Source organism: Tsuneonella sediminis (assembly GCF_051912845.1).
Taxonomy (GTDB): domain Bacteria; phylum Pseudomonadota; class Alphaproteobacteria; order Sphingomonadales; family Sphingomonadaceae; genus Tsuneonella; species Tsuneonella sediminis.
In genome coordinates this window covers 48,972-74,480 of the sequence record NZ_JBNCBU010000002.1, presented here as the reverse complement: position 1 = coordinate 74,480, position 25,509 = coordinate 48,972, and the positions used below count along the sequence as shown (strand labels likewise).

Genomic DNA, 25,509 nt, shown 5'->3' with positions numbered 1-25,509 from the left:
ATGCAGGACGCCCTGATCAAGATCCTGATCCTGTCGGCAATCTTTGCGTCGGTGTTCCTGCTCGCACAATTCATCGTCGGGGGTGTCTGGCGACGCCGTGCCGAGTCCGGGGCCGTGAACCTTCGGCTCAGGATGATCCGGCAGGGGGGGACACGTGAACAGGTCGTCGCCCGACTTCGCAAGAACGTGCCGCAACAATTTGCAGGAATGCCGCCATTCCTGGCATCGCGGTTGCAGGCCTTCCAGCGAATGCTGATGGCATCGGCACTTCCATTCACGCCGCCTCAGATCATGGCGGCGATGGGCGGGCTCTTCCTTCTCATGTGCGCCTTTCTCCTTCTGGGTGCGCGGGCGAGCGGTTTCCCGCTGGATCTGGGCGTTCTCCAGATGACGGTCGCGCTCGCATTTGCGGCTGCGATCGGACTGCCGCTGCTGATCATCAATTCCATCTCGCAGCGTCGCCGCAAGCGGATCGAGGAACAGTTCCCGATTGCGCTCGACGTGTTCGTGCGGGCTTTGCGATCGGGCCATCCGATCGCCTCTGCGATCGAACTGCTGACCCACGAGATGGAAGACCCTATCGGCAGCGAATTCGGCATGGTCGCCGACGAGGTCGCCTACGGTGCTGAATTGTCCGAAGCGCTCGAAGACATGGCCGAGCGATGGGACCTCGATGACATGCGCATGTTCGTGGTCTCCCTGTCCGTCCAGTTCGAGACGGGCGGCAACCTTGCCGAAATCCTGCAGAATCTGTCGGATGTCATCCGCTCGAGGGCGAGCCTCTACATGAAGGTTCGAGCGCTCAGCTCCGAAGGCCGGATGACTGGTTTGATGCTGACCGTGCTGCCTGTCCTGACGTTCGTAGGGATGTTTCTCGTCAATCCCGGGTTCTATCTGGACGTCGCGACCGACCCGATTTTCGTCATCGGCTTTCCCATGTTGCTGTTCGTCTACCTGATCGGTTTCGTGATGATCAGGAAGATGGTGGATCTGAAGGTCTGATCGATGTTCGAACTCGCCGTTACCAACAGCATTGCCCGTCTCGCGATCCTCATCCTCGTATTCGGGCTCGTCGTGGTTGCAGCCTTTGCAGTGATGGCGCTCGTGTCGCGGCGGGCTGCCGTTCGCAAGGAACTACGCCAACTGACGACGGCTAACCTGGTGGTGCATGGAGGCGAGGGCGAAAGCCTGCGGGCTTCGAACGATACCAAGTGGGCGAGGCTCGCCGACACCATTGAGCGGGCCGGCTTGAATCTCGGCGACACCAAGAGCGATCGCCTTCGCGACCAGCTCGTCGCGGCGGGATATCGGGCACCGTCCGCTCCGCGGATCTACACCCTTGTACGCCTCGCGCTCGTGGTCCTCCTTCCGCTTGGGTACGTCTTCCTGGCTTTTTCCGGCGAGGGCGAGCCGCCGTCGTTCCTCAAGGTCTATATCATCGGCTCTCTTCTCGCCCTGCTTGGCCTTTACCTGCCCAACCTGTTTATCCGGGCAAAGGCCGACCGCAGACGGGAGGCGATCGTCAACGGCTTCCCGGACTGCCTCGACCTCATGCTGGTTTGCGTGGAAGCGGGCCTCGGGATCGAAGCGGCGATGGACCGCGTTGGGCGCGAGATGGTGGATTCCCACCCGCTGGTCGCCGAAATGCTTTCCGTTTCGACGCTTCAATTACGCGCTGGAGCAAGTCGCGAAGATGCCTTCCGGCGCCTTGCCGATACCGCCGGGGTCGACGAGATAAGATCCTTCGCGACGCTGCTCATCCAGTCCGACAAGTTGGGCACGAGTGTTTCGGCGACTTTGCGGGTCTATGCTTCGGAAATGCGCGAGCGCCGCCGGATGCGAGCCGAAGAGAAAGCGCACCGCTTGCCTGTCCTCATCTCGATACCGCTGGTGATGTTCATGCTGCCCACGATGATCGGCGTTTTGATGCTGCCGGCCGCGATCAGGTTCGTACGCGAAATTATTCCCATGCTCACTCAATGAACAGGAAATGGGGGGATTGATCATGAAGAGGTTCGTCGCAGCGGTCATCTTGGCCTCAACGCTTGGGGGGTGCCATTCGATCTTCGGGCACGCTGCAAAGCTCGAGGTTCAACCCGTGGGCCTCGCGAGCCAGGCTGCGCAACCGGAGATCGCGCTTGCAGAGGCCCGCGAGCATTTGAGAGCCGGTCGCCCAGGGCTCGCGATCGTCGCGTTGCAGGTCGCGAAAGAGGATCCGACAACGATCGCGGAGGCCGCCAACATGATGGGGGTGGCATATTCGATGCTAGGGCGCGGCGACCTCTCGGAGCGGTTCTTCCAGCAGGCAATCGCCATCGATCCGGCAGAACCGAAATATGCTGCCAATCTGTCGCGGTATTATCGAAGCCGTGAGGCGGCGCTGGCTCGCCTCGAGCGAACCTCGGTGCCACCGGTCCCCTTCGCCGACGGCGAAACAAGCGGGGAAGCGATTGCGACCGCGACTCCGGTTGACCGGATCATTCGTGCCGGTCCGGGCGTGGTACGCGTCACTTCGCCTGTAGCAGCGACGGCGATGAGCCGAATTTCGCCCCGCGAGATCGCCATTCGGACCGCCGGAAACGAGCATCAGCATGCGGCGAGCGACGGGCGCCGCCACAACCCGCGTTTCGTGAGCATCGAAGCGCACCCCACGTATCCGGTGCGCATCAATCTGGCGTCCGTGACGAAAAAATGACGCCATTCCTCGCCGGTACGGTCGTCCTAGCGGGATGCGCGTTGTGCGCCGCCTGGCTGGATGTGACGAGCCGCAGGTTGCCCAACTGGCTCTCCGCATCGACCGCGATCTCGGGCATATTGTTTCTCTATCTCACGAGCGGAATCGGGGCGGTTCCATGGGCAGCCGCTCACGCGATGATCGCGTTGGTGGTGGGGGGCATCTTGTTTCGTTTCGGGCTTGTCGGCGGAGGCGACGGCAAGTTCTACGCCGCGTGTGCGGCATGGATGCCGATTCAGCAGGGTTTCGAGTTGCTGTTCGCGGTCTCGCTTGCCGGCCTCATCCTCGTGGCGTTCTGGTTCTCGGTAATGCGGGCCCGGCGTGCGCTCGACGAAAGCCGGAAGGGAAAGTTCGGGCAGGTGCCCTTTGGCCTCGCAATCGCAGTCGGCGTCGTGGCGACGCGGGTGATGTATGAATAACCGCGCGAACGTCGGATACCACTGGTGCGCATCGGCGCGCAATCTGGCGGCCGCGGCATTCATTCTCGCATCTATCGCACAGCTGCCGACTGCCGTGCACGCCAACGAACTCGGTGCCGCGATTGATCACGAGGCTCCCTCTGCTGAAGGCTCGGGCGAACGCCCCGTCAACGTTCGCGTCGGGCGAGCGCTCGACCTCGAGGGCCGGGCGGTCTACTCGGGCAAATCGTCATTTTCCGACATGGCTGGGATTTCCACCTTTTCGACGTCGCCGATTGCGTCTTCCCAAATTCCTGCGGCAGGCGGTTTCCGAACCGGTATGCCGGTATCCCGCGCAGCTATCACGAGCGGCTTTGGAAGGCGCTCGCATCCCGTCCTGGGTGGTGTCCGAATGCATTCCGGGGTCGACCTCGCCGCTCCGCTCGGTTCACCGGTCGTTGCGACGATGGATGGCCTCGTGGAACTGGCCGGCTGGAATGGCGGTTACGGTCTTGCCGTTCGGTTGGCGCACAAGGGTGGCCTGGAAACCCGCTTTGGTCATCTTTCGAAAATCACTGTTTCGCCAGGCAACGAAGTTCGGCGAGGCGAGGTGATCGGCTATGTCGGATCCACAGGCCGCTCGACCGGACCGCATCTCCATTACGAGATGCGCCACAACGGCATTGCGATCCCGCCTCGCTTCTAGATCTCGTAACGCTTCGTTCGTCCCCCCGGAATACCGCTCACGCCTCGATCCTCGCCGTTCCGCCTTGTCCGATTCAGTCTCGCTGCATCGCAGCGTCCGGAGCGGCGAGCCTGGCTGATGCCAACGTCGGCTCAGGCAGCTGCGCGATCCCGAGTTGGCGCGCCGGACGTCCGCTCGGAAGGGTCGCTTCGCGAGGGGGAAGCACGATCTTGGAACGGTCTCCAACCTTGCTGGTTGGTTAACAAAGCTCGCCCGTCATGGTGCCGAGCTTTGCACGTCTGGCGGTGGTTCGAGAGCTGCTCGAACACCTTGGAGGCCGCCGACGCCGACAGGCAGAACAGCCTTCAGGCAGAACAAAGGAGCTAGCAATGAATATTCTTAAGATCTTGACCGTTTCGTCCGTTCTCGCGCTCGGCGCATGCGGGCAGGACGACGCGGTTGAGCAACGAGGCGACCAGCTCGAAGAGCGCGCTGACGCAGTCGACCAGGCTTACGAGCAGGACGCCATGGCCCTTGAGGAGGCTGCCGACAACGCTGCCACCGACGCCCGCGAGGACGCACTGAACGCGCGCGCCGAAGCGCTCGACGATGTGGGCGACCGGAAGGCAGACGCGATCAACGAACGTGCCGACGAAATGAACTGACGCCGCAAATCGCTCATGGGCGTGTAGGATCCTTCCCCCCTATGATCACGCCCGAAGGGCCCCGCCTTGGCGGGGCCCTTCTATTATCTTGCCAGGATAAAATCATGCGCGGCAGGAAATAGACACGAAATATGATAATCAATTGTCGTATCCTTTGGTGAAGCCAATATATCGTGATTGCAGGTGAGATAAGTATTCTAACTCACCCTGTTGATCAGGGAGCAGAGCTAACCCAGTTCGGAACAACGATATCCGGCCCACGTTAATCTTGCAGCAACATCAACGGGGAGACCTAATGTGGCTGACAGGAATACTGATCAACGCGATGTGAAAGCAACCGTGGTCACTACGACCGATGCGCCCGCACTCTTGAGCCGAGTGTCCTGGGGCGCAATATTCGCCGGCACCGTCGTGGCTGTGGGCTTGCTGGTATTGCTCGGCATGCTGGGCACAGCAATTGGCTTCCGCGCCATTGATCCGCAGGCCGGCGCGGCTTTCGACGGCGTGGGAATTGGCGCGGGAATCTGGTGGATCGCCAGCAGCGTGATCGCGTTGGGCGTCGGCGGATACGTTGCCGGCCACCTGTCAGGAATCCCGGAAAAGCGCTCCGCGACGGCTCACGGTGCCAGCGTGTGGGGGTTGCTGACCATGATCATGCTCTGGCTCGCGGCAAGCACGGTGGGAACTGCCGTGAACACCGCGTCGGGAGCGGTCGTGGGCGCTGCCCAGGCGGCAGTCACTGCAACGAACACCGCCGCATCCGCGGTCCTGCGTCCCGGCGGCGTCAGCGAGCGCGAGGCGGAAAACCAGGTCGAAAGCGCGGTGGGCGCCGTTCGCGAGCGCGTCGAGCAGGTGGACCAGGCCCAGCTGCGCGAAGATGCCGGGAGGACCGCCGAGAACGCTCTCGACGCACTTTCGAGCGCCAGCTGGTACGCGTTTCTAGCGTCGCTGCTGTCGCTCGTGGCGGCCGTGGTCGCAGCCGGCGCCGGAGCGCCCCGTAGGCCCTTCATGACAGCCCGCGAGGAAATCGACCTCCGCTAGCCCTTGCCGGCACCCCCGGGCCGGAGCCCGGTTTCCCGCTCCGGTTACCGATCCAAATATTTCGAAGGAGAACTCGAATGACACCGATCAAGATCATGTTCCTTTCAGCGGCCAGCCTGGTCATCGCAACAGGAGGTCCCGCGACTGCCCAGGAAAAGGATTATCAGGCCAAGTCGCCCGAAGTCGTCGAACGAAACACGCACGGAAAGGCGACCAAGGTGAAGGTCGGCGAGACCGTGTACGACGTGTGCATGTCCGACCGGCAGGACAATTGCATCAACCCCCGCGCCGCCGGCCTCGACTGGGGCGATCGGCCGCTGACTTACTGGCCCGGCAACCGCAGCTGAACCATTCGGGTAATCAAAGAGGCGATCCCGGCGTGAACCGCTGGGGTCGCTTCAGTTTCGGCCGGACGTCGAGGTGGGACAAAGCGTCGCGCGAAGTGCGCGGTGGTCGGAGCCGTTGTCCGGGAGAACTTCGAACGATGCGACATTCAGCCTTCCCTTGACCATGAATTGGTCCAGCGGCCAGCCGAGGAGCAGGAATCCGGCGGGAAAGGTGGGGTAGGTGCCGCGACCGATGCGGGGGTCGCGCCATTCACCGGTTGACCTGAACGCCGTGGTCGTGCGCGACCAGGGCACGTCGTTGAAATCGCCCATTACGAACGCGTCCGGAAGCCGGTCGGGGGTCTCGACACCAGCACGGATGATGTTCTTGTCCCTCAGCTTCGTATTCCAGCCGGGCAGGGGCGGTTTGGGATGCAGGCCGATGAACTCGATCGGACCCGCTCCCCTTGGCTGGAGCGTCGAATAGAGTGTGGGCGTGTCGCGGTAGGTGTTCTCGACCACGTTGGCCTTCAGGACGGGCAACCTGCTGGCGAAGACCAGTCCGAAGGCTTCCGGTTGAGGGTGCCGGGTGACATGGGGATAGCCCGACAGGACCGGATCGAGCGCATCGATCCAGCGCTGGTCAGTCTCGACCAGGAACAGAAGGTCGGGGTCGTGGCGCCGGATCTGATCGACGATTTCCCCGTGGTTCCGGTTCTTAACCTTCACGTTGACCGACATCGCGGAAAAGCAGCGCGCATCTTCGGCAGCGGGAGCCGCGCCCAAGGCGACCTGCGTTTCCGCGAGCGGCCAATAGGGCCAGATCCTCCACGCGTTCAAGCCGATCGCCAGCGCAAGGCAGATAGCTGCCGCCCACCCCGCGCGCGATTTAAGAAAAAAAGAAGTGATCAGAAGGACGACAGACAAGTAGATCAGAGGTTCTCGAACCAGATCGACACTTCTGATAAACCAGGCATCACTCGGGACAAGGGAAATCAGCGTAGAAATTAATAAGATTACTGCAATCCCGATTAAAAACTTGCCCAAGGTTTTCACTCTCTAATTCTCCATTCCACGCCAGGTTAATCGATGTCACCGGCCAATTTGTCAGCATTCTGAATCGCTGCACAGGATAAACTCATTTCGCGAGTGAGTGCGACCCCTTTTTCGGAAAGGTGCGGCGGCATCCGTGGACGCATCTGCGGGCGAATTGAACACGGGGCGGGCCATGCCGCCACAGCGCGCAGCGGTTCTCGCAAGTCATCGCCGAGAAGATGGGGAAGTGGTGCCTCGGGGCGGATTCGAACCACCGACACTGCGATTTTCAGTCGCATGCTCTACCAACTGAGCTACCGAGGCTGGTACTTCCGCGCCGGAGCAAGGCACACCGGCGGTTGGCGAGGCGGCGCTATGGCGGCGCTTCGCCCCGTTGGCAAGGGGTCAATCGGACTCTGTGCCGGGCTCTGCGGACTGGACGACCTCGTCGGGATGGGCGGGGCGACCCGGGACGGCATAGCCGTCGGAGAACCAGCGTACGAGATCGCGGTCCTTGCAGCGGGCCGAGCAGAACGGCGCGTGGGCATCGCTGCGGGGCTTCTTGCAGATGGGGCAGGGTCGGGCAGGGGCAGTCATCGCGGAACGATCTGGGCATGGCCGCCGTCGAGTGCAAGCGTATGATCGGCCTCGATCCGCACCGCTCGTCCCGTGCGTCGGGACAACTCGGCCAGCCACTCCGGGCGCAGCGCGGCCAGCACCGCCGAATGCGCGGTGAGCAGGATCGTGCCCGCTCCCTCGAGTCCTTCGGCCCGCCGAAGCAGCATCCGCGCCGCGGCGGGCGCACGATGATGCGCGAGCCGCTGGATGAGCGAAGGGCCGGTGCTTCGCGCGACGATCTGGATGAAGCCGAAGCCGTTCATCGCCGTTCGTTCGTGCGGCCAGTCGCCGAGCGACCGCTCCAGCGCCCGGTCGACCGCCTGCCGGTCGGCCTTCGCTTGCAGGGTCGGGAAGTCGATCCCGATGGAGCCGCCGACCGCGAATCGGCGCAGCGCATCGCCGATTGCGGGAACCGCCGCCAGCGCGAGGTCGCGCGGAGGCAGGTCGCCGTCGATGTCGATCACCGTCATCCCCGGCGTCACCGCAAACAGCAGCGAGCCTCCGGAAAATGCGACCTCGGCGTCCCACGCCGCGTTCCAGACGTCCTCCCACAAGCCGGGAGCGAAGCGCCGCACCGGCTTGCCGGCTTCGATGACGTCAGGGATGGCGTTACCCGGCGCGCCGTCCGACCAGCGGCCCTGTGCGCGCTTGAACCGGCCGCGCTCGGCCATAGCGCTGCGAGTAATCGCGACGGAGATCGTCGCGCCTTCGCTGGCGGGACGGGGAAGCCGGTCGACCAGGATTGCCTCGCCCGCAGGGGTCATCGCGAGGCCGCGCGGGCTACCCGCGGTACGCTTTACCAGCGTCGCCTCCACGATGTCGCCTGCGCGCAGATCGCCCGGCCAGCGAACGTTAGTGGCGACGACGCGGTCCTCCCGGACGAGCAGGGCCCGGTCCTCGCCGATCCCGCGCTCGACCAGCCAGTCAGCCAAGGGCAAACCCCGCCGCCCTGAGCAGTGCGCGTGTTTCGAACAGCGGCAGGCCCACGACGCCCGAATGACTGCCTGCGATCCAGGCGATAAGCCCTTCGGCGCTGCCCTGGATCGCGTAACCGCCGGCCTTGCCCTGCCATTCCCCGCTCGCGAGGTAGGCGGCGATCTCTTCCCCGGACAGCCGTTTGAACCGCACCTGAGTTTCGCTCAACCGTTCGCGGACGGTGCCGTCGGGCGCGCGCAGGGCAACGGCCGACAACACCCGGTGACGGCGGCCCGAGAGCAGTTCCAGACAGGACCGCGCTGTTGCCTCGTCGTCGGCCTTGGGCAGGATGCGGCGACCGGCCGCGACCACCGTGTCGCCGGCAAGGACGAACGCGGCCGCATCGGCGGCGGCGAGCGCCTTTTCGCGGGCCATGCGCACGGCATAGTCGCGGGGTAGCTCGCCCTTCAGCGGAGTCTCGTCGATGTCAGCGGGCACGACGCGAACCGGCTCGGCGCCGAGCCGTGCCAGCAGCTCGCGGCGGCGCGGACTGGCGGAGGCGAGTACGAGATCGGGCACGTCTTGCCCGGCCGGATTACTGCGGCCCCGGGCCGCCGCGTCCCGGCATGAAGCGGTAGGTGATCCGCCCCTTGGTGAGGTCGTAGGGCGTCAGTTCGACGAGCACTTCGTCGCCGGTCAGCACGCGAATGCGGTTCTTGCGCATCTTGCCGGCGGTGTGGCCGAGGATCTCGTGGCCGTTCTCGAGCTCAACCCGGAACATCGCGTTCGGGAGCAGCTCCACCACCCGCCCGCGCATTTCGAGGAGTTCTTCCTTGGCCATGTAGCTCGTCGGTTCCTTTGCGTAGGTTGGTCGAATTGGAGGCCGCCCTTAGACGCAGGGGCAGCAAAAGGAAAGCGCCACCGTCATTCGCCGGAAAGGTTTGCGCGACAAAAAGTTACTTTGCGACGGGTTGCACCGGCGCGGGCGAGTGCGCAATGGCCCTCCGCACGGGGCAGGACACAGGCTTTTCGAGGATTTCCCACATCTTGCGTTCCTTCGTCTCCGCATCGTTCATCGCCATTGCTGTCGCCGGATCCGCCTCTGCCCAGGATGCGCCGGGGGTCGGCCAGGCGGCCCCTTCCGAACAGTCCGAGCCCGGTCCCGGCCCCGGCGACGAGATCATCGTGATCGCGGAACGGATCCCCGGTCAGGTGGTCACCGACGTTCCGCCGGTGCTCGAGCTGGAGGAAAAGGACATCGCCGCCTATGGCGCGGCGTCCATCGCAGATCTCGTCGCGCAGCTTTCTCCGCAGGTCGGCTCGGGCCGCGGGCGGGGCGGACGGCCCGTGTTCCTGGTCAATGGGCAGCGCATTTCGAGCTTCCGGGAAATGGGCCGCTATCCGCCCGAGGCGATCCGCAAGGTCGAGGTGCTGCCCGAGGAAGTGGCGGTGCAGTTCGGCTATCCGCCCGACCAGCGGGTGATCAACTTCATTCTCAAGCCGAACTTCGCCAGCCGGGAGATCGAGGCCGAGTACGGCATGCCGACCCGCGGAGGATACAGCGCGCAGGAACTCGAAGCCTCGATCCTGACGATCGACGCGCAGCGACGGGTCAATGCCAGCATCGACTATAGCCGAAAGAGCCCGCTCACCGAGGGCGAGCGCGGCGTCGTCCAGTCGGTCCCGACCGACCCGGCAGTGGCGGCCGCCGGACTCGACCCGGCCGATTTCCGCACCCTGGTCTCGCGCGAGGAGAGCGTCGAGGCAAACGCCACGCTGACGCAGGGGCTGGGCGAAATGGGGCGGGGCGGGCAGTTGACCGTGAACGGCCAGGTCAGCCGGGTGGTGCGCGACAGCCTGTCGGGCATCGACGCCGTCACGCTCGACCCGATCGAGCGGCGGACCGCAACCGATGCCTATGCGATCGGCAGCGCGTTCAACAGGCAACTGGGCGATTGGCGGCTGTCGACCACGCTCGATGCTAATCGCACCGATTCCGACAGCCGCATCGACCGCCGAGGCGGAGGCGGCATGGATCGGGCGCTCAGCCGCACATGGAGCGCAAGCCCCAAGGCAACGCTCGCCGGCTCACCGTTCGCCCTTCCCGCTGGTTCGGCCAACCTGACGCTCGACGCGGGATTCGACTGGGCGCGCATCGAGAGCAGCGATTCGCGCACGGCGGCGCTCGGGGAAACCCGGCTGACCCGCGGCAATGCCAACGGCGGGGCGAGCCTCAGCCTGCCGGTCGCGAGCCGCCGCGACGGTGTCCTGAGCGGGATCGGCGACCTGTCGGTCAACTTCGGCGGAGGGATCGATCATCTATCCGACTTCGGGACGCTGACAGACTGGAACGCAGGCCTGAACTGGAGCCCGGTCGAGAAGCTGTCGCTGCAAGCCAGCATCATCGGGCGAAAGGCAGCGCCGGGGCTCGGACAGCTCGGCAGTCCGGCGATCGTAGACTTCAACGTCCCGGTCTACGATTTCACCACCGGCGACACCGTGCTGGCGACCGTCACGACCGGTGGCAATCCGAACCTCAGGGCCGAAACCCAGCGCGACATCAAGCTGTCGGCTAACTACGACCTCGACCTGTTCGACCGGGCGAACATCCTCGTCGAATACTACCGCAACCGCTCGACCGACACGACCGAGAGCTTTCCGCTGCTGACCCCTGCGATAGAGGCGGCGTTCCCCGGCCGCGTCACGCGCGCGGCCGACGGCACGCTGCTGGCGCTCGATCGCCGGCCCGTGACGTTCAGCGAACGCGAATCGTCGCGCATCCGCTACGGCGTCAACCTGTTCGGGCGGGTGGGCAAGCCGAACCCGCAGGCAGCGCGCGGCGGCGGCGGAAGCGGTTTCGGCCGGGGTCCGGCAGCCGAACCGGCGTCGGCCCCCTCGGGCGCCGTCGTTCCGCCGGTCATCGGCCGACCGGGCGGCGGCCAGTTCGATCCCGCCCGCTTTGCCGAAATGCGGACAAGGTTCTGCGCCACCCCCGACGGCCAGATGCCCGACTTGTCGGGCGTTCCTGCGGGGATGCTGGACCGCCTCAAGGGCGAGGACGGTGAGGTCGACCCGGCCAAGGTGGCCGCGCTCAAGACCCGTTTCTGCACGGCTGACGGCGCGCCCCGCGAAGGCGGCGGACCCGCGCGGCTGACCCCCGAACGGTTTGCCGCGCTGCGAAGCGCGCTGCGCTGCGGCGAAGATGGCAAGGAGCCCGATGTCGCGGCGCTGCCGCCGGAAGTCGTCGAACGAATCAAGGGCCCTGACGGCACGATCGATCCCGCACGCCTCGCCGAGCTGAGAACGCGCTTGTGCGCCATTCCGGTCCCACCCGCAGGCGACACGGCGCAAGGCCAGGCCGGAGAGGGCAGGCAGCGACCGGGCGGCGGCCCGCGCGGCGGTCCGGGCGGAGGCGGCGGTCCCGGCGCGATGTTCGGTGGCCGCGGCGACGGGCAGGGCCGCTGGAACCTATCGCTCTATCACACGATCCAGCTCGACAACTCGGTCCTCGTCGCACCGGGCGGGCCCGCACTCGACCTGCTGGACGGTGACGGCCTCAGCGATGGGGGCATTCCCCGCCATGCCCTCGAATTCGAGGGCGGCCTGTTCAAGGACGGCATTGGGACGCGCCTCTCGGGCCGCTATGCAGGGCCGACAACGGTCCGGGGCAGCGGCTTGCCGGGGTCGGGCGACCTGCGGTTCGGCGCGCTGGCGACCTTCGACCTTCGTGTCTTCGTGAATCTCGAGCAGCAGGAATGGCTGACGGGGACGGACGGACCGGGTGCATGGAAGGGCATGCGGCTGGGACTGCGCGTCAACAACCTGTTCGATGCCCAGCAGCGAGTGACCGATGAGAACGGCGCGGTCCCGCTGCGGTACCAGCCGGGGCTGGTCGATCCGGTCGGCCGCTACGTCGAAATCGAGCTGCGCAAGCTGTTTTGACGCAGTTGCTTCAGTCGGACCGGGCGGCCTGCTCGGCCGCCCAGGCCCGCTGCTCAGCGATCCACGCGTCGCGCGCGGCGAACCAGCCCGCGCGGCGCAGAGCCCAGTCGGCAGCGGTCATGGGCGCGGGTTCGGTCAGCCACTGCGTCCGCTGGTCTGCCATCGTGGCCTGATCGAAGCCGAACGTCTTGCCCCACAGGGCAAGGTCCTTCTCCAGCGCGGTCCGGATCGCCTTGGCGCTTGCGTCGTCCCCCGAGGGCGCCCGAGAGGCGGCGAGCGCCGCGATCCGGTCCTCGTCGGTTCTCGCGACGTAACGCTCGATTGCGGCGCGGTACGCTTGTGCCTGGCGCTGGGCCTTCGATTGCCCGGATCGGACGAGCGACGCCCTCGCATCGCCTTGGCGCGCGAGAGCATCCTCGGCGGCAGTGCGGAGGTCGGAATGCTGGTTCGGAACGTCGGTTACAGCGCCCATGCCGCGGTTGTCGGTCGGAAGGTCGGTCGGCGGGGCTCCCCCGCCCGGGGGGGAACCCGGCTGGATCTGGGCGACCGCTGGCGTTCCGAGCGCCGCCGCCGCGACAAGTACCAGCGTCCGCAAGATCACCGCCCTCTCCCGTTGCCCTTGCCGGGACACTATCACGGGAGCCGTGATGAGCAATGGCGGCAGGCCCCGGCTAGTGCAGGCGTGTCTTTGGAAACGCGAAGGCGGCCAGCCCGCGCGGCTGGAAGGGGGTCCAGTCGTCTTCGGCCTGCGCAAGCCGGTCGGCGATCGCGAACATGACCGCGGGATTCACGCCCAGGCCCACATGGCTCGCGAATACCTCGATATTCTCGGTCCGGGGATTGCGGCCGCGCCGCTGGACCGACCCGCGCCAGTGCACCACGCCGTCCGCCTTTGTGAGGATCGAAGTCGTCGGGACCGGCGGCGCTTCGCCGAGCTTGCGGAACTTGCCGTGCTTCAACGGCTCGGGCTCTTGCCCATTGAGAAGCTCGAACAGGTGCCGCGCGCTCGAGTGGTTGCGGTCGTCGCTGATCGGGCTGCCGAGCGTGATCACCTGGCGGACCCTGTCCGGGGCCTGCTTGGCGAGCTCGCGGGCGAACACGCCGCCCAGGCTCCAGCCGACTATGCTGATCTTGCCCCCGGTGCGCCCGTAGAGTTCCTCGACGCACCCCATCATCGCCTGCACGCGCCCGTTGTCGACCCGGACATTGCGGCCGAGCTTCCATCCTACCGCATCGTAGCCAAGCTGCGACAGGAGCCGCCGCATCGGCCCGGTCGAGCTGTCGCTCGCGAGGAAGCCGGGGAGCACGAGCACGCCGTGCCCGTCACCGCGGGGGAGGAACGAGAGGAGGGGGCGCAGCGCGACGAACGCCGCCAGTTCACCCAGCGCGCGGCTGGGTTCGGTGAGGGCGAGCAGCCGGCTGGGCGGATGGGCGGCCCGGCGGGGGGCGGTTGCGGCTGTCACGTGTGCGATCCCTTCGATTTTCGTGTAGGTTTTGTTTTCGAACGCTTTGCCGCCGATTTGGTGCCAGCCTTGCCTTTAGCCGAAGGGGGGCGGGCCTTGCGCGGGGTGGCGGTTCGCGGCGCGGCGCTGGCCGGTTTTCCCTTGCCGGATGGCGATCCGGTCGCCTTCGCGGCGGCGCGCAGTTCCTCGAAGCTCTCCTCGATGCATCGGGCGTAGAAATCGGGGTCCGGCAGCAGTTCGCGGCAGGCAGTGAAGGTTATCGTGGCTTCGTTCACGTAACTCTGCACCGTATGGCCAAGACCCATGCCGTCGGTCAGGCACAGCAGACCGAACATGCTCTCGAGCCGGGCGCCGGTCGAATAGATCGGAACGGGCGGCCCGGGCACGTTGGTTACCACGGTCGAGAACATTGGCGTCATGCCCCGGTTGGCAAGGCCGAGCCGGGTGTAGAGCTGGGCACCGAGGCTCATCCACAGGGCGGGCGAAACCTTGCTCGCCTCGGTCATGTTGCGCGCCCCGATGGCCTCGGTCATCGCCTTGGAGTTGACCGTCCGCTGGTGCACGAAGCGAAGGCGTTCGGCGGGGTCCTCGATATGCGTCCCCAGCGGAGCGACCATCGCCGCGACCTGGTTGCCCATGTCGCCCTTCTCGCTCTTCGAACGGACCGAGATCGGCGCCATCGCGGTCAGCGTCTTCGCAGGCAGGTCGTCCTTTGCGATCAGGTACTTGCGCAGCGCTCCTCCCACGATGGCGAGAAACACGTCGTTGACCTTGCTGCCCTCGGCAAGCGCGCGGATGGCCTTGATGTCGGCAAGCGGCAGGCTGCGTCCCTCGACCACGCGGTGGGCAGATATGACCTTGTTGAAACGGGTCTTGGGCGCGACCAATTCGCCCGAGACGCTGAACTCCTTTGCGACAAGGCCCTTGAGCGCCTTGGCCAGCCCCGGCGCGGCCTTGGCGGCCACCTCGAGTTGCTTGAGCGGATTGGTCACCGCGTTGAAATAGCTCTTGCCGAGCAGTTCGGCGGGGTTTGGCACCTTTTCGGGCTTCCAGCTGTCGAGCTCGGCCGGCGGGCCCTCGTCGGCGCGCAGGGTATGCATCGCCTCCATCAGGTCGATCCCGCTCATCCCGTCGATCGCCGCGTGGTGGACCTTGGTCACCATGGCATAGCAGCCCTTGGGCAGCCCCTCGATCCCGTCGAGCCCCTCGATCACGGTGAATTCCCACGGCGGGCGGGTGAGGTCGAGCGGGCGGGCGAAGATACGTGCCGCCTGGATGCACAGCTGGCGCCAGTCGCCCGGCTCGGGCAGCGCGACGTGGCGGACGTGGTACTCGAGATCGAAATCGGGGTCCTCGATCCAGTACGGATAGTCGAGGTCGAACGGCACCCGCACCAGCCGCTGGCGCATCGTTCGCGACAATTGCATGCGGCTCTCGAAGAAGGTGAGGATGTCCTTGAAGCGGACGAAGCCGCCGGGCGCGGTCGCGGGGTTGTAGATCAGGATCGATCCGATGTGCATCGGCGAATTCTTCGTCTCGAGCGCGACGAAGCTGGCGTCCATCCCCTGGAGCTGGCGCAAAGGCATCTCTCCCGCATCCCGCCTTCGCGGGCGGGTTTCAGGGAGAAACGTATCACAACGTATCCGCTTGGCAATGCGCCTTGCTAGAGCGCATCCCCGGCAGCGACCCCGCTCGCCCAGGCCCACTGGAAATTGTATCCCCCGAGCCAGCCGGTCACGTCGACCGCCTCGCCAATGGCGTAGAGGCCCGGGACGGTCTGCGCTTCCATCGTTCTCGACGACAGTTCGGCGGTCGATATCCCGCCCACGGTGACTTCGGCCTTGGCGAAGCCCTCGCTGCCGTTGGGGCGGAAGGTCCAGGCTGACAGGCGCGCCTCGGCCTCGCGCAGCGCCGCGTCGGGCTGGTTGCCCAGTTCCCGCTCCATGCCGCAGCGCTGGGCCAGCGTATCCGCGAGCCGTTCGGGCAGGGTGCCGCGCAGCAGCGTGCGCAGCGTCGTCCGGGGCGCGGTGCGCTTGGCATCGGTGAGCCAGCCGGGCGAGCGGTCGGGCATGAAGTTCACCCTCACCAGCTCGCCAGGGCGCCAGTAGCTCGATGCCTGGAGAATTGCCGGACCCGACAGCCCTCTGTGAGTGAACAGCGCCGCTTCGCGGAACGCCGGACCGTTCGCCTGAGCCGTCACCTCGGCAGAAACTCCCGAGAGTTCGCGGAACAGCACGTCCTCGCCGCCGAGCGTCAGCGGCACGAGCGCTGGCCGGGGCTCGACCACCCTGAGCCCGAAACGGCGCGCGAGGTCGTAGGCATACCCGGTCGCGCCCATCTTCGGGATCGACGGCCCGCCAGTCGCGATGACGAGCGCCGGGGCACTGTCGGCCCCGACGAGGAAGCGACCGCCGTCGTGGCCGACCTCGCCGGTCTCGACGCCGCAGCGAACCTCGACAGCGCCTTTCGCGCACTCTGCGAGCAGCATCTCGACGATCTGCCGCGCCGACCCGTCGCAGAAAAGCTGGCCGAGCGTCTTCTCGTGCCAGGCGATGCGATGGCTCTCGACGAGGTCGAGAAAGTCGCGCGGGGTGTAACGGGCAAGCGCGCTCTTGGCGTAGTGCGGGTTGGCGCTGATGTAGTTAGCGGGGCCAGCGCCGATATTCGTGAAGTTGCAGCGCCCGCCGCCCGATATGAGGATCTTCTTGCCGACCTGCCCGGCGCGCTCGAGCACGAGCACCCGGCGCACCCGCTGTCCGGCGCGCGCGGCGCACATCAGGCCGGCGGCCCCGCCACCAAGGATGATCGCATCGTAGTCCATCGCGAACGCGCGTTAGGGCGGGGCGGCGCGGTGCGCCACCCGCGAAACGGCGGCCAGCGGCCAATCATCGGCAAACCATCAGGGCCGCATCATGGTCACGTCCCGGGGAAAGGTGCGATGCATGGGCGTGACACGCCAGGAGAAGATCGATGCGGGAAAAGACCTTACGGCAGGCATGGGTGGGCGCGGCTGCTCTGGCTGCGATCGGCGCTCTCGCGGGATGCGGGGGCGAAGGCAGCGGTTCCCCGGCCGCCTCGGCTCCGGGGCCGGTGGCGGGACCAGTGCCCGTTCCTGCGCCTACGCCCGCGCCAACGCCGTCACCTACTCCGGCGCGCGATCCGAAGTTCGCCAATGCCAGCATCGGGGACACGTTGGTCGGACCGGCCAGTTGCGGAATCGCTCCCGTTTCGCGAGACACGTCAGGAGCGGTCACAGGCATCGGCGAGATCAGGGAAACCTTCAACGAGATCAACTACGAGATCGCCTATCTAGGCACTGACCGGTACCGCATACAGTCGAACGATTACCTTGGATTCACGATGACCTTCGGGCCCGAGAACCGGCAAAGTTTTCCCTCGCCCGCCTACGTCCGTTATGCCCATCCGGTGCCAGCGGAACTTCTGCTCAGCCAGTTCGACCTTCTGTTCGCGATGCTGGGCAGCTATGCCGATGCGAGCCATTGCTTTTTCGCGGCGGGCCTTCCCACCACCACGCTGCCAGATACCGACCTGCGCTACAGCGGGGTAGTGGATGGCATTGCCCAGATCGATGGCCGGGTCTGGCGCGTCTTCGATCCCTCGACCCACGGCGCCCGGATGGATTTCGATTTCGCCCGCGCGAGCGGCACGCTGTCGTTTCGGCTGCTGCGGCGCGCCGAGCCGTTCGGCGATTTCCAGGCCTCGTCCGCGGTCGACCTCGGTACGGTGACCGCAACCGTCGCGCTGGAGCCCGGGCAGACCACCTTTACCGCGCCGCTTGCGGGGGCGGGCTACGTGGGCACGGTCCGCGGCCGGTTCGTCGACAACGGGACAAGCAAGCTGGGCAAAGGGGTGGGAGGAGCCGGGGTGGCGCTGGTGTATGACCTGCGCTCGCCGACGGGCGATCTGGTCTATGGAGCGGTGGCCTATGCCGCCGATTTGATCTGACCCTGCAACCCGCTCGCTGAGCGTTTGCAAGCCGCGGGACCCGCGCCTATCTCCCCACGCGATGTCGCGCACCCCCGCCGGTACCCCGCCCGACCCCCGAGGCCAGGAGCGCTTTCTCGAGGAGCGCGCCACCTCGACGGTCAAGGGCGCGGGCGCGCAGCCTGACATCGAGGCCGGCGTCACCGCGATCCGCGAGACGGTGAAGACGCTGAAGCCGCGTCCGGGGGTCTACCGCATGCTCGATGCGCGCGGAGACGTGCTCTACGTCGGCAAGGCGCGCAGCCTGAAGGCGCGGGTGGCGAACTACACCCAGGTCAAGGCGCTTTCCAACCGGCTGAAGCGGATGGTGAGCCAGACCCGCCGGATGGAGATCGTCGTGACGAACTCCGAGGCCGAGGCGCTGCTGCTCGAGGCGCAGCTGATCAAGCGTTTCCGCCCCCCGTACAATGTGCTCCTGCGCGACGACAAATCGTTCCCTTTCATCCTCCTGCGCGCGGATCACGCCTTTCCGCGTATCAGCAAGCACCGCGGCGCGCGGCGGGCAAAGGGCAACTACTATGGTCCCTTCGCGAGCGCAGGGGCGGTCAACGTGACGATCAACGCGCTGCAGAAGCTGTTCCTGCTGCGATCGTGCACCGACAGCTTCTTCGCCCGGCGCGACAGGCCGTGTCTTCTCTACCAGATCAAGCGGTGCTCCGCCCCGTGCGTGGGCCGCATCGACGAGGCCGGCTATGCCGAGCTCGTCGCCGAGACGAAGGAGTTCCTCTCGGGAAAGTCTGGTGCGGTGCAGAAGAAGATCGAGACCCAGATGGCCGAGGCGGCCGAGGCGCTCGACTTCGAGCGCGCGGCGATGCTGCGCGACCGGCTCCGCGCGGCGACCGCGATCCAGGGCAGCCAGGCGATAAACGCGAGCGGGGTAGGCGATGCCGACGTCTTCGCGCTGGCGGCAAAGGGTGGGCAGATCGGCGTGCAGGCGTTCTTCATCCGGGGCGGGCAGAACTGGGGCCACCGCACCTTCTGGCCCACCCACACGGCCGAGATCGAGGAGGACGAGGTACTCGCCGACGTGCTCCTCCAGTTCTACGAGGAAGTCCCGCCTCCGCGCACGATCCTTGTCGACCGCGTCCTGCCCGAACAGGAGCTGATCGCCGAAGCGCTGTGCGAGAAGACCGGCCTCGGGGTCGACATCTCGATTCCCCAGCGCGGGACCCGTCGCAAGCTCATGGCGCAGGCCCAGCGCAACGCGGTCGAGGCGCTCGAGCGGCGACTGGCCGAAACCGGCACCAAGGCGAAAACGCTGCGCGAACTGGCAGAGTTTTTCGAGCTGCCCGAGCCGCCGCAGCGGATCGAGGTCTACGACAACAGCCACATCCAGGGCGCCAAGGCGGTCGGCGCGATGATCGTGGCGGGGCCCGAGGGCTTCGTGAAGGGCCAGTACCGCAAGTTCAACATCAAATCCGCGCAGACCAACGACGACTTCGCGATGATGCGCGAGGTGTTCACCCGCCGGTTCGCCCGCGCGCTGGAGCAGGACCCCGACCGCGCGCAGAGCGGCGAGAACGGCGTCTGGCCCGATCTGGTCCTGATCGACGGGGGCAAGGGCCAGATGTCGAGCGTGAAGGATGCGCTCGAGGAACTGGGAATCGAGGATGTGCCGCTGATCGCGATCGCCAAGGGGCCGCACCACGGGCGCGAGGGGCGCGAGGTGTTCCATTTCCCCGATGGCCGGGAAAAGACGCTGCCGGTGAACTCGCCGCTATTGTTCTACCTCCAGACGCTGCGCGACGAGGTGCACCGCTTCGCCATCGGCGCGCACCGCGCCAAGCGCAGCCGTGCGATCAGCGCCTCGCCGCTCGATGAGATCCCCGGCATCGGCCCGGGCCGCAAGCGCGCGCTGCTGCTGCACTTCGGCACCGCGGGAAAGGTACGGGCCGCCGCGCTCGAGGACCTGAAGCGCACCCCCGGCATCAGCGAAGGCGTCGCGCAGAAGATCTGGGATTTCTACCACCCGGCCTGAGGGTGGAAGGAAGATCGCGAGACGAACCAGTTGTCGGCCAGCCGTTCATTGGCCTGCCGCAGAGACACCTCTGCTCCGGACGGAGTAGGGCGCCGGATCGCTCCGACGCCCCCTTGGCGATCTCGTCTGGCGGCTTCGTCAGGCCTGGCGGGTGCCCGTCATCGGCATCGAGCCGAACGCGCCGGCGTTGACCGAGCCGGTCAGCGTGTCGCCCTCGATTGTCGCGCTGCCCTCGAGCTTCATCGGCATCGGCACGGTCATGTTCATCGTCCAGGTCAGCTGGTTGCCGTCGATCTTTCCGTTCTCGACGTCCATGCTGCCCATCGCGCCGGCGTTCTTGCCGGTGAAGGTGCCGTCGCCGCAGTCCTCGACGGTGAACACGCTCTTCTGGTCTCCCATCGGGGTCCTGGTGACGCAATCGTAGCTTCCGGCAACGCCCATCTCGATATCTCCTCGTGCTTGGCTTCCGCGGCCGTTCAATCGGCCCTGCTTACACTCCTGTCAATTCCCGCCCGGGTCCCGGTCAGAACTCGCTGGCGTCGCGGTACTCGACCGGCAGGCCGAGCGCCTTGACCTGATCCTCGATCTTCGACCGGTCGCCGACGACGATGATGACCATCTCCGACGGGTCCATGAATTGCCCCGCGGCGGCGTCGATCGCGGCCTTGTCGATGCTCCCGAAAACCTGCGGCAGGGTGCGCTGGTAATCGTCGGGACGCCCGCGGACCTGGTTCTGCAGCAGCGCGCCCAGGACCTGGCCGTTGGTTTCGAACCGGTTCGGGAGGCCGCGGATATTCCCGTCGGTCACGCGCTGGAACTCGGTATCGTCGACCCGCGCGCCGCCGCCGGCGAAGGCGGTCACCTTGTCGAGAATCAGCCGGATAGAATCGCCGGTCCGGTCCGACTGGACCGGCGTCATGACGTAGAACGTGCGCGGCCCCGCCTCTGCAGTGAGCCCGCTACGCACGCCGTAGGTCCAGCCCTTGTCCTCGCGCAGGTCCATGTTCAGCCGCGAGAGGAAGCCGCTGCCGATGACCTCGTTGGCGAGGTCGAGCGGCTCGAGGCCCGGCGCGCGGCCGGTGACCGGGAGCTGCCGGCCGAGCAGCAAGACCGACTGGGGCGAATTGGGCCGGTCGATCACGACGATCCGCTGCTTGGGCGCGGGGGTCGGCGCGGCGAGGTTCTTGGCGGGAACCGGCGCGGCAGGCGCGCGCCAGTCGCCGAATGCCGCTTCGAGCGCGGGCAGCAGTTGCCCCATGGTTACGTCGCCGACAACCGTGATCGCCGCGGTATCGGGCCGCACCCAGGTGTCGTGCACCTGCTCGAGGTCGGCGCTCGTCAGGGGGCTGATCGCCGAGGCGAGGCCGGCGCCGCCGACCGCGCCGTACGGGTGCTCGGTGCCGAAGACCAGCGGACCGAGCGCGCGACTCGCGATGGCGCTGGGGTTCGCCTGCGCCTGCGCGATCGCGGCCAGGCGCTGCGCTTTCACCCGCGCCACTTCGCCTTCGGCGAAGGCGGGGTTGCGCACGATATCGGCCATGAGAGCAAGCGAGGGCCGCAGGTTCGCGGTCAGTGCGGTCATCGAAACGCTGCTGGTATCGAGCGAGGCGCCTGTCCCGATCTGCGCGCCGAGGCGTTCCTGCGCCTCGGCGATCTCGATGGCGCTGAGCGTCTCGGTGCCTTCCTCGAGCAGGCTCATCATCATCGCCTGCGTGCCGGCGCGCGCCGGGCCGTCCGCCGCAGTGCCCGCGTCGAATGTGATCGCCATGCTGACCTTGGGGATCGAGGTGCGCCGGGCGAGCTTGACCGGGATGCCGTTCGACAGCCGCGCGGTTTCGACCGCGGGGAAGGTCAGTTCACCGACGGGTGCGACCGGCGGCGCCTCGCGCGGGGGGTTCTTCGCCAGCGGCGGGGCGGGCTTCTTCGCGTCGGGAGCGGGCGGGGGGACGGTGCCCTCGTCGCCCCAGCCGCCCATCAGGGCGCCGTCTTCGGTCCGCTCGCCGGGCTTGACGACCAGCGTGTAGGACGGGCGGGTGAGCCACCGGCCGAGCGCGTCCTTGACCGCGCCGGGAGTGAGCGCGGCGAATTCTCCCAGTTCCTTCTTGTACCTGGCCGGATCGTCGGAATAGAGCAGCCCTTCGGCAAGCGTCGCGCCCTTGCCCGAGAACCCGCCGACCAGCTCGAGCGCGCCTATCCGGTTCGATATGCTCAGGTTTACGGCGCGGAGAAGCTCGTCGGCGTCGGGTCCCTCGCTGACCAGTCTGGCGATCACCTCGTCGAAGCGTTTTTCGGCCGTCGCCGGGTCGATGCCGGGCTTGACGTCCATTTGCGCCTGCAGGAACGACAGGTTCTCGTGCTGCTGCGCGTACGAAGTCACGCTGACGGCGATCTCGTCGCCCTTCACCAACGCGTTGTCGAGCCGCGAGCTGCCGAGTCCGCCCAGCACCGACATGCCCATGTCCAGCGCCACCGCATCCGGGTGATTGATGTCGGGACCCGTCCACACCCGGATCACCCGGGTGACCGGGACCTGGTCGGTCATTTCCTCGCGAACGGGCGCGGCCAGCGTCACCGGCGGCGCGGTGACGGAGGGGACCTCCGGCCCGGACGGAATGTCGCCGAACCAGCGTTCGACCAGCGGACGCGCGGTCGCCGCATCGATGTCGCCGGTCAGCGCGAGCACGACGTTGTTGGGCGCGTAGTTGTCGGTGAACCACTTGCGCACGTCGGACAGGTTGGCCGCTTCGAGATCGGCCATCGAGCCGATCGTCGAGTGGCGGTAGGGGTGCCCGACCGGGAACAGCGCGTCGCCGATCTTGTATTCGACGAGACCATAGGGCTGGTTGTCGCCCTGCCGCTTCTCGTTCTGGACAACCCCGCGTTGCTTGTCGAGCTTGTCCTGCGTCACCGCGCCGAGCAGGTAGCCCATGCGGTCGCTTTCCATGAACAGGGCAAGATCGAGCGCGCCCGTCGGCACCGTCTCGACGTAGTTGGTGCGGTCATACCAGGTAGATCCGTTGGTGCTGGTCGATCCTGCCGCCTCGAGCGGAATGTCGAAGTTGGGCACGTTTTCGCTGCCGCCGAACATCAGGTGCTCGAACAGATGGGCAAAGCCGGTGCGGCCGCGCGGTTCGTGCTTCGATCCCACCCGGTAATAGGTTGTCACCCCGACGATCGGCGCCTTGCGATCGGTGTGGACGAGCACGGTCAGCCCGTTGTCGAGCCGGAACTGCTCGTACGGAATGTCGACCGCCGCGACCAGTTGTTCGACGGGTGCCGGCTCGGCCGATGCAGGTGCCGGAACGGGCGCGCTGGCGGTCTCGACCGGGCGGGCGGCACACGCTGTCAGCGAAAGCGCCAGCAGGCTGGCGACGGCGAAGCGACTGGTCATGAAAAAATTCCCGGATCCTCGAACGATATGGCCGGCACCTTAATCGGCGGGAGCGCGATGCGTCATCACTTTTCGACTGACTGCATTCCTCAGCGCATCGGCGCGGGTAAAATGAACCGGCTTCAGCTTGTGCTGGACGAACAGTGCGGCCTGGTCGGTATAGTGCACGCTGCCGGGCCGCGTGGTCGCCGCGCCGAACGGCTGGATCGATTCGCTCCTGACGGGCGTTCCCGCCGCCCATTCGACGAACATCACAAAGCTGTCCCCGTGCTTCACCGCCAACCGTCCGTCGGGCGCGACGTTCCAGGTGGTCGATGCGCGCAGGGTGTCGCTGCCGCCGTCGAGCGGCAGATCGACCGCGTGCGGGCCGGGACCGTGGCGGAGCCGGAGAAGCGACTGCATGGGCGGATCGAGGCGTCCGAAGTGGGTCATCAGGTGTTTCGCCGCGTCGTGCAGCAGCGTGCGGGGCGGGGTTAGCGGACGCTTGTTGTAGCTATCGGCCATGGCCGGTTTCAGGATCAGGAGCGCGAGCGAATCCGCGCGCCCCGCGCCGTCGCTGGTCATGTCCCAGTCGGCCATGATCGCCTGCGCCTGTGCCAGCATGGGGTCTCCCCGCGTGTCGAGCGCGGCTATCCCGTCGAGCACCTGCGCGACGTAATCCACCCGTTCCCATCCGGTATCGTACTTGATCCGCTCCAGCCGGGCGCGGTCGATCGGGCCTGGTTCGTCGAGCAGCCGCGCGGCGCGATAGGCCCTGTTGGTCATTCGCAGTTCCACGCCCATTTCGGGTGCGAAGTCCTTGTCCGCGAGATCGTCCGCCTTGCCCGCCGCCACGGTGGGCTTGTTGTTCGCGTTGAACACGAAACCCGAGCCCGGAGTGACCTGGTGCGGCAGGTCGCCGAACGGGACGAGCGCGTTCCAGATCAGGTCGCTCCGGTCGCCGGGCAGCACGCCGCGCCAGTCCGGGCCACTCAGCCGCTGCGGGATCGCCGCGTTGTACCACATGGCGATCGTGCCGGTCCTGTCGGCGTAGATGAAGTTGGTCGACGGGATCGCCTGCCGCGCCAGGACCGCCTGCCATTCCTCGAACGTACTGGCTTTGTTGAGGTCGTAATAGGCGTCGAGCTGCGCGATCGATCCCATGCCGCCATAGCGGAAGGCGAAGGCGCCGCGCTCGTTCATCACGACCGGCCCGTGCCTGCTGCGCCAGACCGGACGGCTGACCGGGATCACCAGCGGGCCGAAGCGGACCGGCAGGCGCACTCTCGTCTCCTCGAGCGGGAGCCACCTTCCGTCGAGGCGGTAATGTGTCCGCGCCTCGTTCAGGACGAGCTGGTAGACGTCGATCATGTCGGGCTGGTTGACGGTGTTGGTCCAGCCGAGGCTTTCGTTATGGCCGAGGAACGGGAATGGGCTGCCGGGGAAGGTCGCGCCCGCAAAGTGCCAGCCTTCCTCGCTTTCCACGACAAGCTCGTACCACGCGACACCGCCGGTCAGCGGCTGGTGGCTGTTCGACACCAGCCGCGTGACCCCGTCGCCCGAGCGGGCCGGCGCGATGGCGAAAGCGTTCGACCCCAGGTTCCCGGCCGCCTCTCGGTCGGGAAGCGGGCCGCGCAGCGCCGGTCCCTGATCGGGCAGCAGCGTATCGCCTTTCACCAGCGGCCCGATCGTGCCGTTGAGCCCGAAAAAGAACGGCTGGCGCAGTGCGAAACCGGTGGCGATGTCCTCGCCGTTCACCGGAAACAGGTTGCCGAGCTTGACCTCGCCCGGATGCGCTGCGGCGTAGTCGTTGAGGCCCATCGCATAGGCTTCGACGAGTGCGCGAGTGCGCGGGTGCAGCTTGGCATACTCGCGCCGCGCGGTGCCACGGGCGTCGAGCAGCGCCAGCGCATAGTCGAACTGCGCTCCGTCCTCGCCGGCGATCGCGCCGTACCGCCCGCGCGTCATCGCAACGACATCCTGCAGGGTGAAGAAGTCGTCTTCGGCGTGCGCCACCGCCACACCGTAGGCGACGTCGGCATCCGTTCTTCCGTATACGTGCGGCACGCCCCACTCGTCGCGTACTATCTCGGCGCGGTAGGCGCGGGAGGCGGGCGGGGCGCCGGGGGAAGCGGCGAACGGTTCCCAAGTCATCAACCCGATCAGGATCGCAACGCCCGGGACCCCCAGGATCCCGAGAATACCTAGTGCCCATTTCCTGCGCGATGTGCGTGCAGCGTCCATCAGACCCCGTTCCCCGTTCGTCGACCCGCGGCTTGCGTTGCGGAAGGCTCCCGGTCAAGCGACGCGCGACAACGGCACCCGGGCAGGTGC

The 25,509-nt window shown here is 66.6% G+C and carries 23 protein-coding genes and 1 tRNA gene; 11 read left to right on the top strand and 13 right to left on the bottom strand.

The features are described 5' to 3' along the window. The 8 genes from ACPV3N_RS10925 (at position 1) to ACPV3N_RS10890 (ending at position 5,870) form a co-directional block, all read left to right on the top strand. Complete coding sequence (locus tag ACPV3N_RS10925; protein WP_440117674.1) at positions 1 to 1,002, top strand: type II secretion system F family protein; 1,002 nt, start codon at positions 1 to 3, stop codon at positions 1,000 to 1,002. A gap of 93 nt (positions 1,003 to 1,095) precedes the next feature. Beyond that, positions 1,096 to 1,983, top strand: coding sequence for a type II secretion system F family protein (locus tag ACPV3N_RS10920; protein ID WP_440117672.1), 888 nt, complete (start codon positions 1,096 to 1,098; stop codon positions 1,981 to 1,983). Positions 1,984 to 2,098: 115 nt separating this feature from the next. Further along, positions 2,099 to 2,695: a hypothetical protein gene (locus tag ACPV3N_RS10915; protein ID WP_440117670.1), complete on the top strand. Its 597-nt coding sequence runs from the start codon at positions 2,099 to 2,101 to the stop codon at positions 2,693 to 2,695. Continuing rightward, positions 2,692 to 3,153: an A24 family peptidase gene (locus ACPV3N_RS10910; RefSeq protein WP_440117668.1), complete on the top strand. Its 462-nt coding sequence runs from the start codon at positions 2,692 to 2,694 to the stop codon at positions 3,151 to 3,153. The genes ACPV3N_RS10915 and ACPV3N_RS10910 overlap by 4 nt, the downstream gene beginning before the upstream one ends. Beyond that, positions 3,146 to 3,838, top strand: coding sequence for a M23 family metallopeptidase (locus ACPV3N_RS10905; RefSeq protein ID WP_440117666.1), 693 nt, complete (start codon positions 3,146 to 3,148; stop codon positions 3,836 to 3,838). Before ACPV3N_RS10910 ends, ACPV3N_RS10905 begins: the two co-directional genes overlap by 8 nt. A 368-nt stretch (positions 3,839 to 4,206) precedes the next feature. Further along, positions 4,207 to 4,482, top strand: coding sequence for a hypothetical protein (locus tag ACPV3N_RS10900; protein WP_440117664.1), 276 nt, complete (start codon positions 4,207 to 4,209; stop codon positions 4,480 to 4,482). Positions 4,483 to 4,923: 441 nt separating this feature from the next. Beyond that, positions 4,924 to 5,523, top strand: a complete 600-nt coding sequence (locus tag ACPV3N_RS10895) for a hypothetical protein (protein ID WP_440117662.1) — start codon at positions 4,924 to 4,926, stop codon at positions 5,521 to 5,523. A 77-nt stretch (positions 5,524 to 5,600) separates the two neighbouring features. Continuing rightward, positions 5,601 to 5,870, top strand: coding sequence for a hypothetical protein (locus ACPV3N_RS10890; RefSeq protein WP_440117661.1), 270 nt, complete (start codon positions 5,601 to 5,603; stop codon positions 5,868 to 5,870). Positions 5,871 to 5,921: 51 nt separating this feature from the next. Here the strand turns inward: ACPV3N_RS10890 and ACPV3N_RS10885 are convergent, their stop codons facing one another. The 6 genes from ACPV3N_RS10885 to infA all read right to left on the bottom strand — a co-directional run bounded on the left by ACPV3N_RS10885 (position 5,922) and on the right by infA (position 9,258). Then, positions 5,922 to 6,905 carry an endonuclease/exonuclease/phosphatase family protein gene (locus ACPV3N_RS10885; protein ID WP_440117659.1) on the bottom strand — a complete coding sequence of 328 codons (984 nt, stop codon included), beginning with the start codon at positions 6,903 to 6,905 and terminating at the stop codon, positions 5,922 to 5,924. A gap of 227 nt (positions 6,906 to 7,132) precedes the next feature. After that, positions 7,133 to 7,208: transfer RNA gene (locus tag ACPV3N_RS10880), tRNA-Phe, on the bottom strand. 81 nt (positions 7,209 to 7,289) lie between these two features. Then, positions 7,290 to 7,481, bottom strand: a complete 192-nt coding sequence (locus tag ACPV3N_RS10875; protein ID WP_440117657.1) for a DNA gyrase inhibitor YacG — start codon at positions 7,479 to 7,481, stop codon at positions 7,290 to 7,292. After that, complete coding sequence (locus ACPV3N_RS10870; protein WP_440117655.1) at positions 7,478 to 8,434, bottom strand: Rne/Rng family ribonuclease; 957 nt, start codon at positions 8,432 to 8,434, stop codon at positions 7,478 to 7,480. The genes ACPV3N_RS10875 and ACPV3N_RS10870 overlap by 4 nt, the downstream gene beginning before the upstream one ends. After that, positions 8,427 to 8,996: a Maf family protein gene (locus tag ACPV3N_RS10865; protein ID WP_440117653.1), complete on the bottom strand. Its 570-nt coding sequence runs from the start codon at positions 8,994 to 8,996 to the stop codon at positions 8,427 to 8,429. The genes ACPV3N_RS10870 and ACPV3N_RS10865 overlap by 8 nt, the downstream gene beginning before the upstream one ends. A gap of 16 nt (positions 8,997 to 9,012) precedes the next feature. Beyond that, complete coding sequence (infA, locus tag ACPV3N_RS10860) at positions 9,013 to 9,258, bottom strand: translation initiation factor IF-1 (RefSeq protein WP_067681512.1); 246 nt, start codon at positions 9,256 to 9,258, stop codon at positions 9,013 to 9,015. Between the two features lie 206 nt (positions 9,259 to 9,464). Between infA and ACPV3N_RS10855 the strand changes: the two genes are divergently transcribed. Beyond that, complete coding sequence (locus ACPV3N_RS10855; RefSeq protein WP_440117651.1) at positions 9,465 to 12,359, top strand: TonB-dependent receptor plug domain-containing protein; 2,895 nt, start codon at positions 9,465 to 9,467, stop codon at positions 12,357 to 12,359. Positions 12,360 to 12,369: 10 nt separating this feature from the next. Here ACPV3N_RS10855 and ACPV3N_RS10850 read toward each other — a convergent pair whose 3' ends face one another. From ACPV3N_RS10850 to ACPV3N_RS10835, 4 genes are all read right to left on the bottom strand, one after another. After that, positions 12,370 to 12,960, bottom strand: coding sequence for a hypothetical protein (locus ACPV3N_RS10850; protein WP_440117649.1), 591 nt, complete (start codon positions 12,958 to 12,960; stop codon positions 12,370 to 12,372). Positions 12,961 to 13,030: 70 nt separating this feature from the next. Beyond that, a complete protein-coding gene (locus ACPV3N_RS10845; RefSeq protein WP_440117647.1) occupies positions 13,031 to 13,822 on the bottom strand; it encodes an esterase/lipase family protein in 792 nt (263 codons plus the stop codon). Beyond that, a complete protein-coding gene (locus tag ACPV3N_RS10840; RefSeq protein ID WP_440117645.1) occupies positions 13,819 to 15,408 on the bottom strand; it encodes a WS/DGAT/MGAT family O-acyltransferase in 1,590 nt (529 codons plus the stop codon). The genes ACPV3N_RS10845 and ACPV3N_RS10840 overlap by 4 nt, the downstream gene beginning before the upstream one ends. A gap of 77 nt (positions 15,409 to 15,485) precedes the next feature. Further along, the gene (locus ACPV3N_RS10835) at positions 15,486 to 16,643 is read right to left on the bottom strand and encodes a BaiN/RdsA family NAD(P)/FAD-dependent oxidoreductase (protein ID WP_440117643.1); all 1,158 of its coding nucleotides are present in this window, start codon (positions 16,641 to 16,643) and stop codon (positions 15,486 to 15,488) included. Positions 16,644 to 16,792: 149 nt separating this feature from the next. On the opposite strand from ACPV3N_RS10835, the gene ACPV3N_RS10830 reads away from it, so the two are divergent. Together ACPV3N_RS10830 and uvrC are read left to right on the top strand one after the other, a co-directional pair. After that, positions 16,793 to 17,788, top strand: a complete 996-nt coding sequence (locus ACPV3N_RS10830) for a hypothetical protein (protein ID WP_440117641.1) — start codon at positions 16,793 to 16,795, stop codon at positions 17,786 to 17,788. Between the two features lie 61 nt (positions 17,789 to 17,849). Continuing rightward, entirely contained in the window at positions 17,850 to 19,805 is a 1,956-nt protein-coding gene (gene uvrC / locus ACPV3N_RS10825; RefSeq protein WP_440117639.1) for an excinuclease ABC subunit UvrC, read from the top strand. Positions 19,806 to 19,943: 138 nt separating this feature from the next. On the opposite strand, the gene ACPV3N_RS10820 is transcribed toward uvrC, so the two are convergent. The 3 genes from ACPV3N_RS10820 to ACPV3N_RS10810 form a co-directional block, all read right to left on the bottom strand. Beyond that, positions 19,944 to 20,246 carry a hypothetical protein gene (locus ACPV3N_RS10820; protein WP_440117637.1) on the bottom strand — a complete coding sequence of 101 codons (303 nt, stop codon included), beginning with the start codon at positions 20,244 to 20,246 and terminating at the stop codon, positions 19,944 to 19,946. Positions 20,247 to 20,328: 82 nt separating this feature from the next. Further along, a complete protein-coding gene (locus ACPV3N_RS10815) occupies positions 20,329 to 23,196 on the bottom strand; it encodes a M16 family metallopeptidase (protein ID WP_440117635.1) in 2,868 nt (955 codons plus the stop codon). A 39-nt stretch (positions 23,197 to 23,235) separates the two neighbouring features. Continuing rightward, complete coding sequence (locus ACPV3N_RS10810; protein WP_440117633.1) at positions 23,236 to 25,419, bottom strand: penicillin acylase family protein; 2,184 nt, start codon at positions 25,417 to 25,419, stop codon at positions 23,236 to 23,238. Positions 25,420 to 25,509 lie beyond the last annotated feature (90 nt).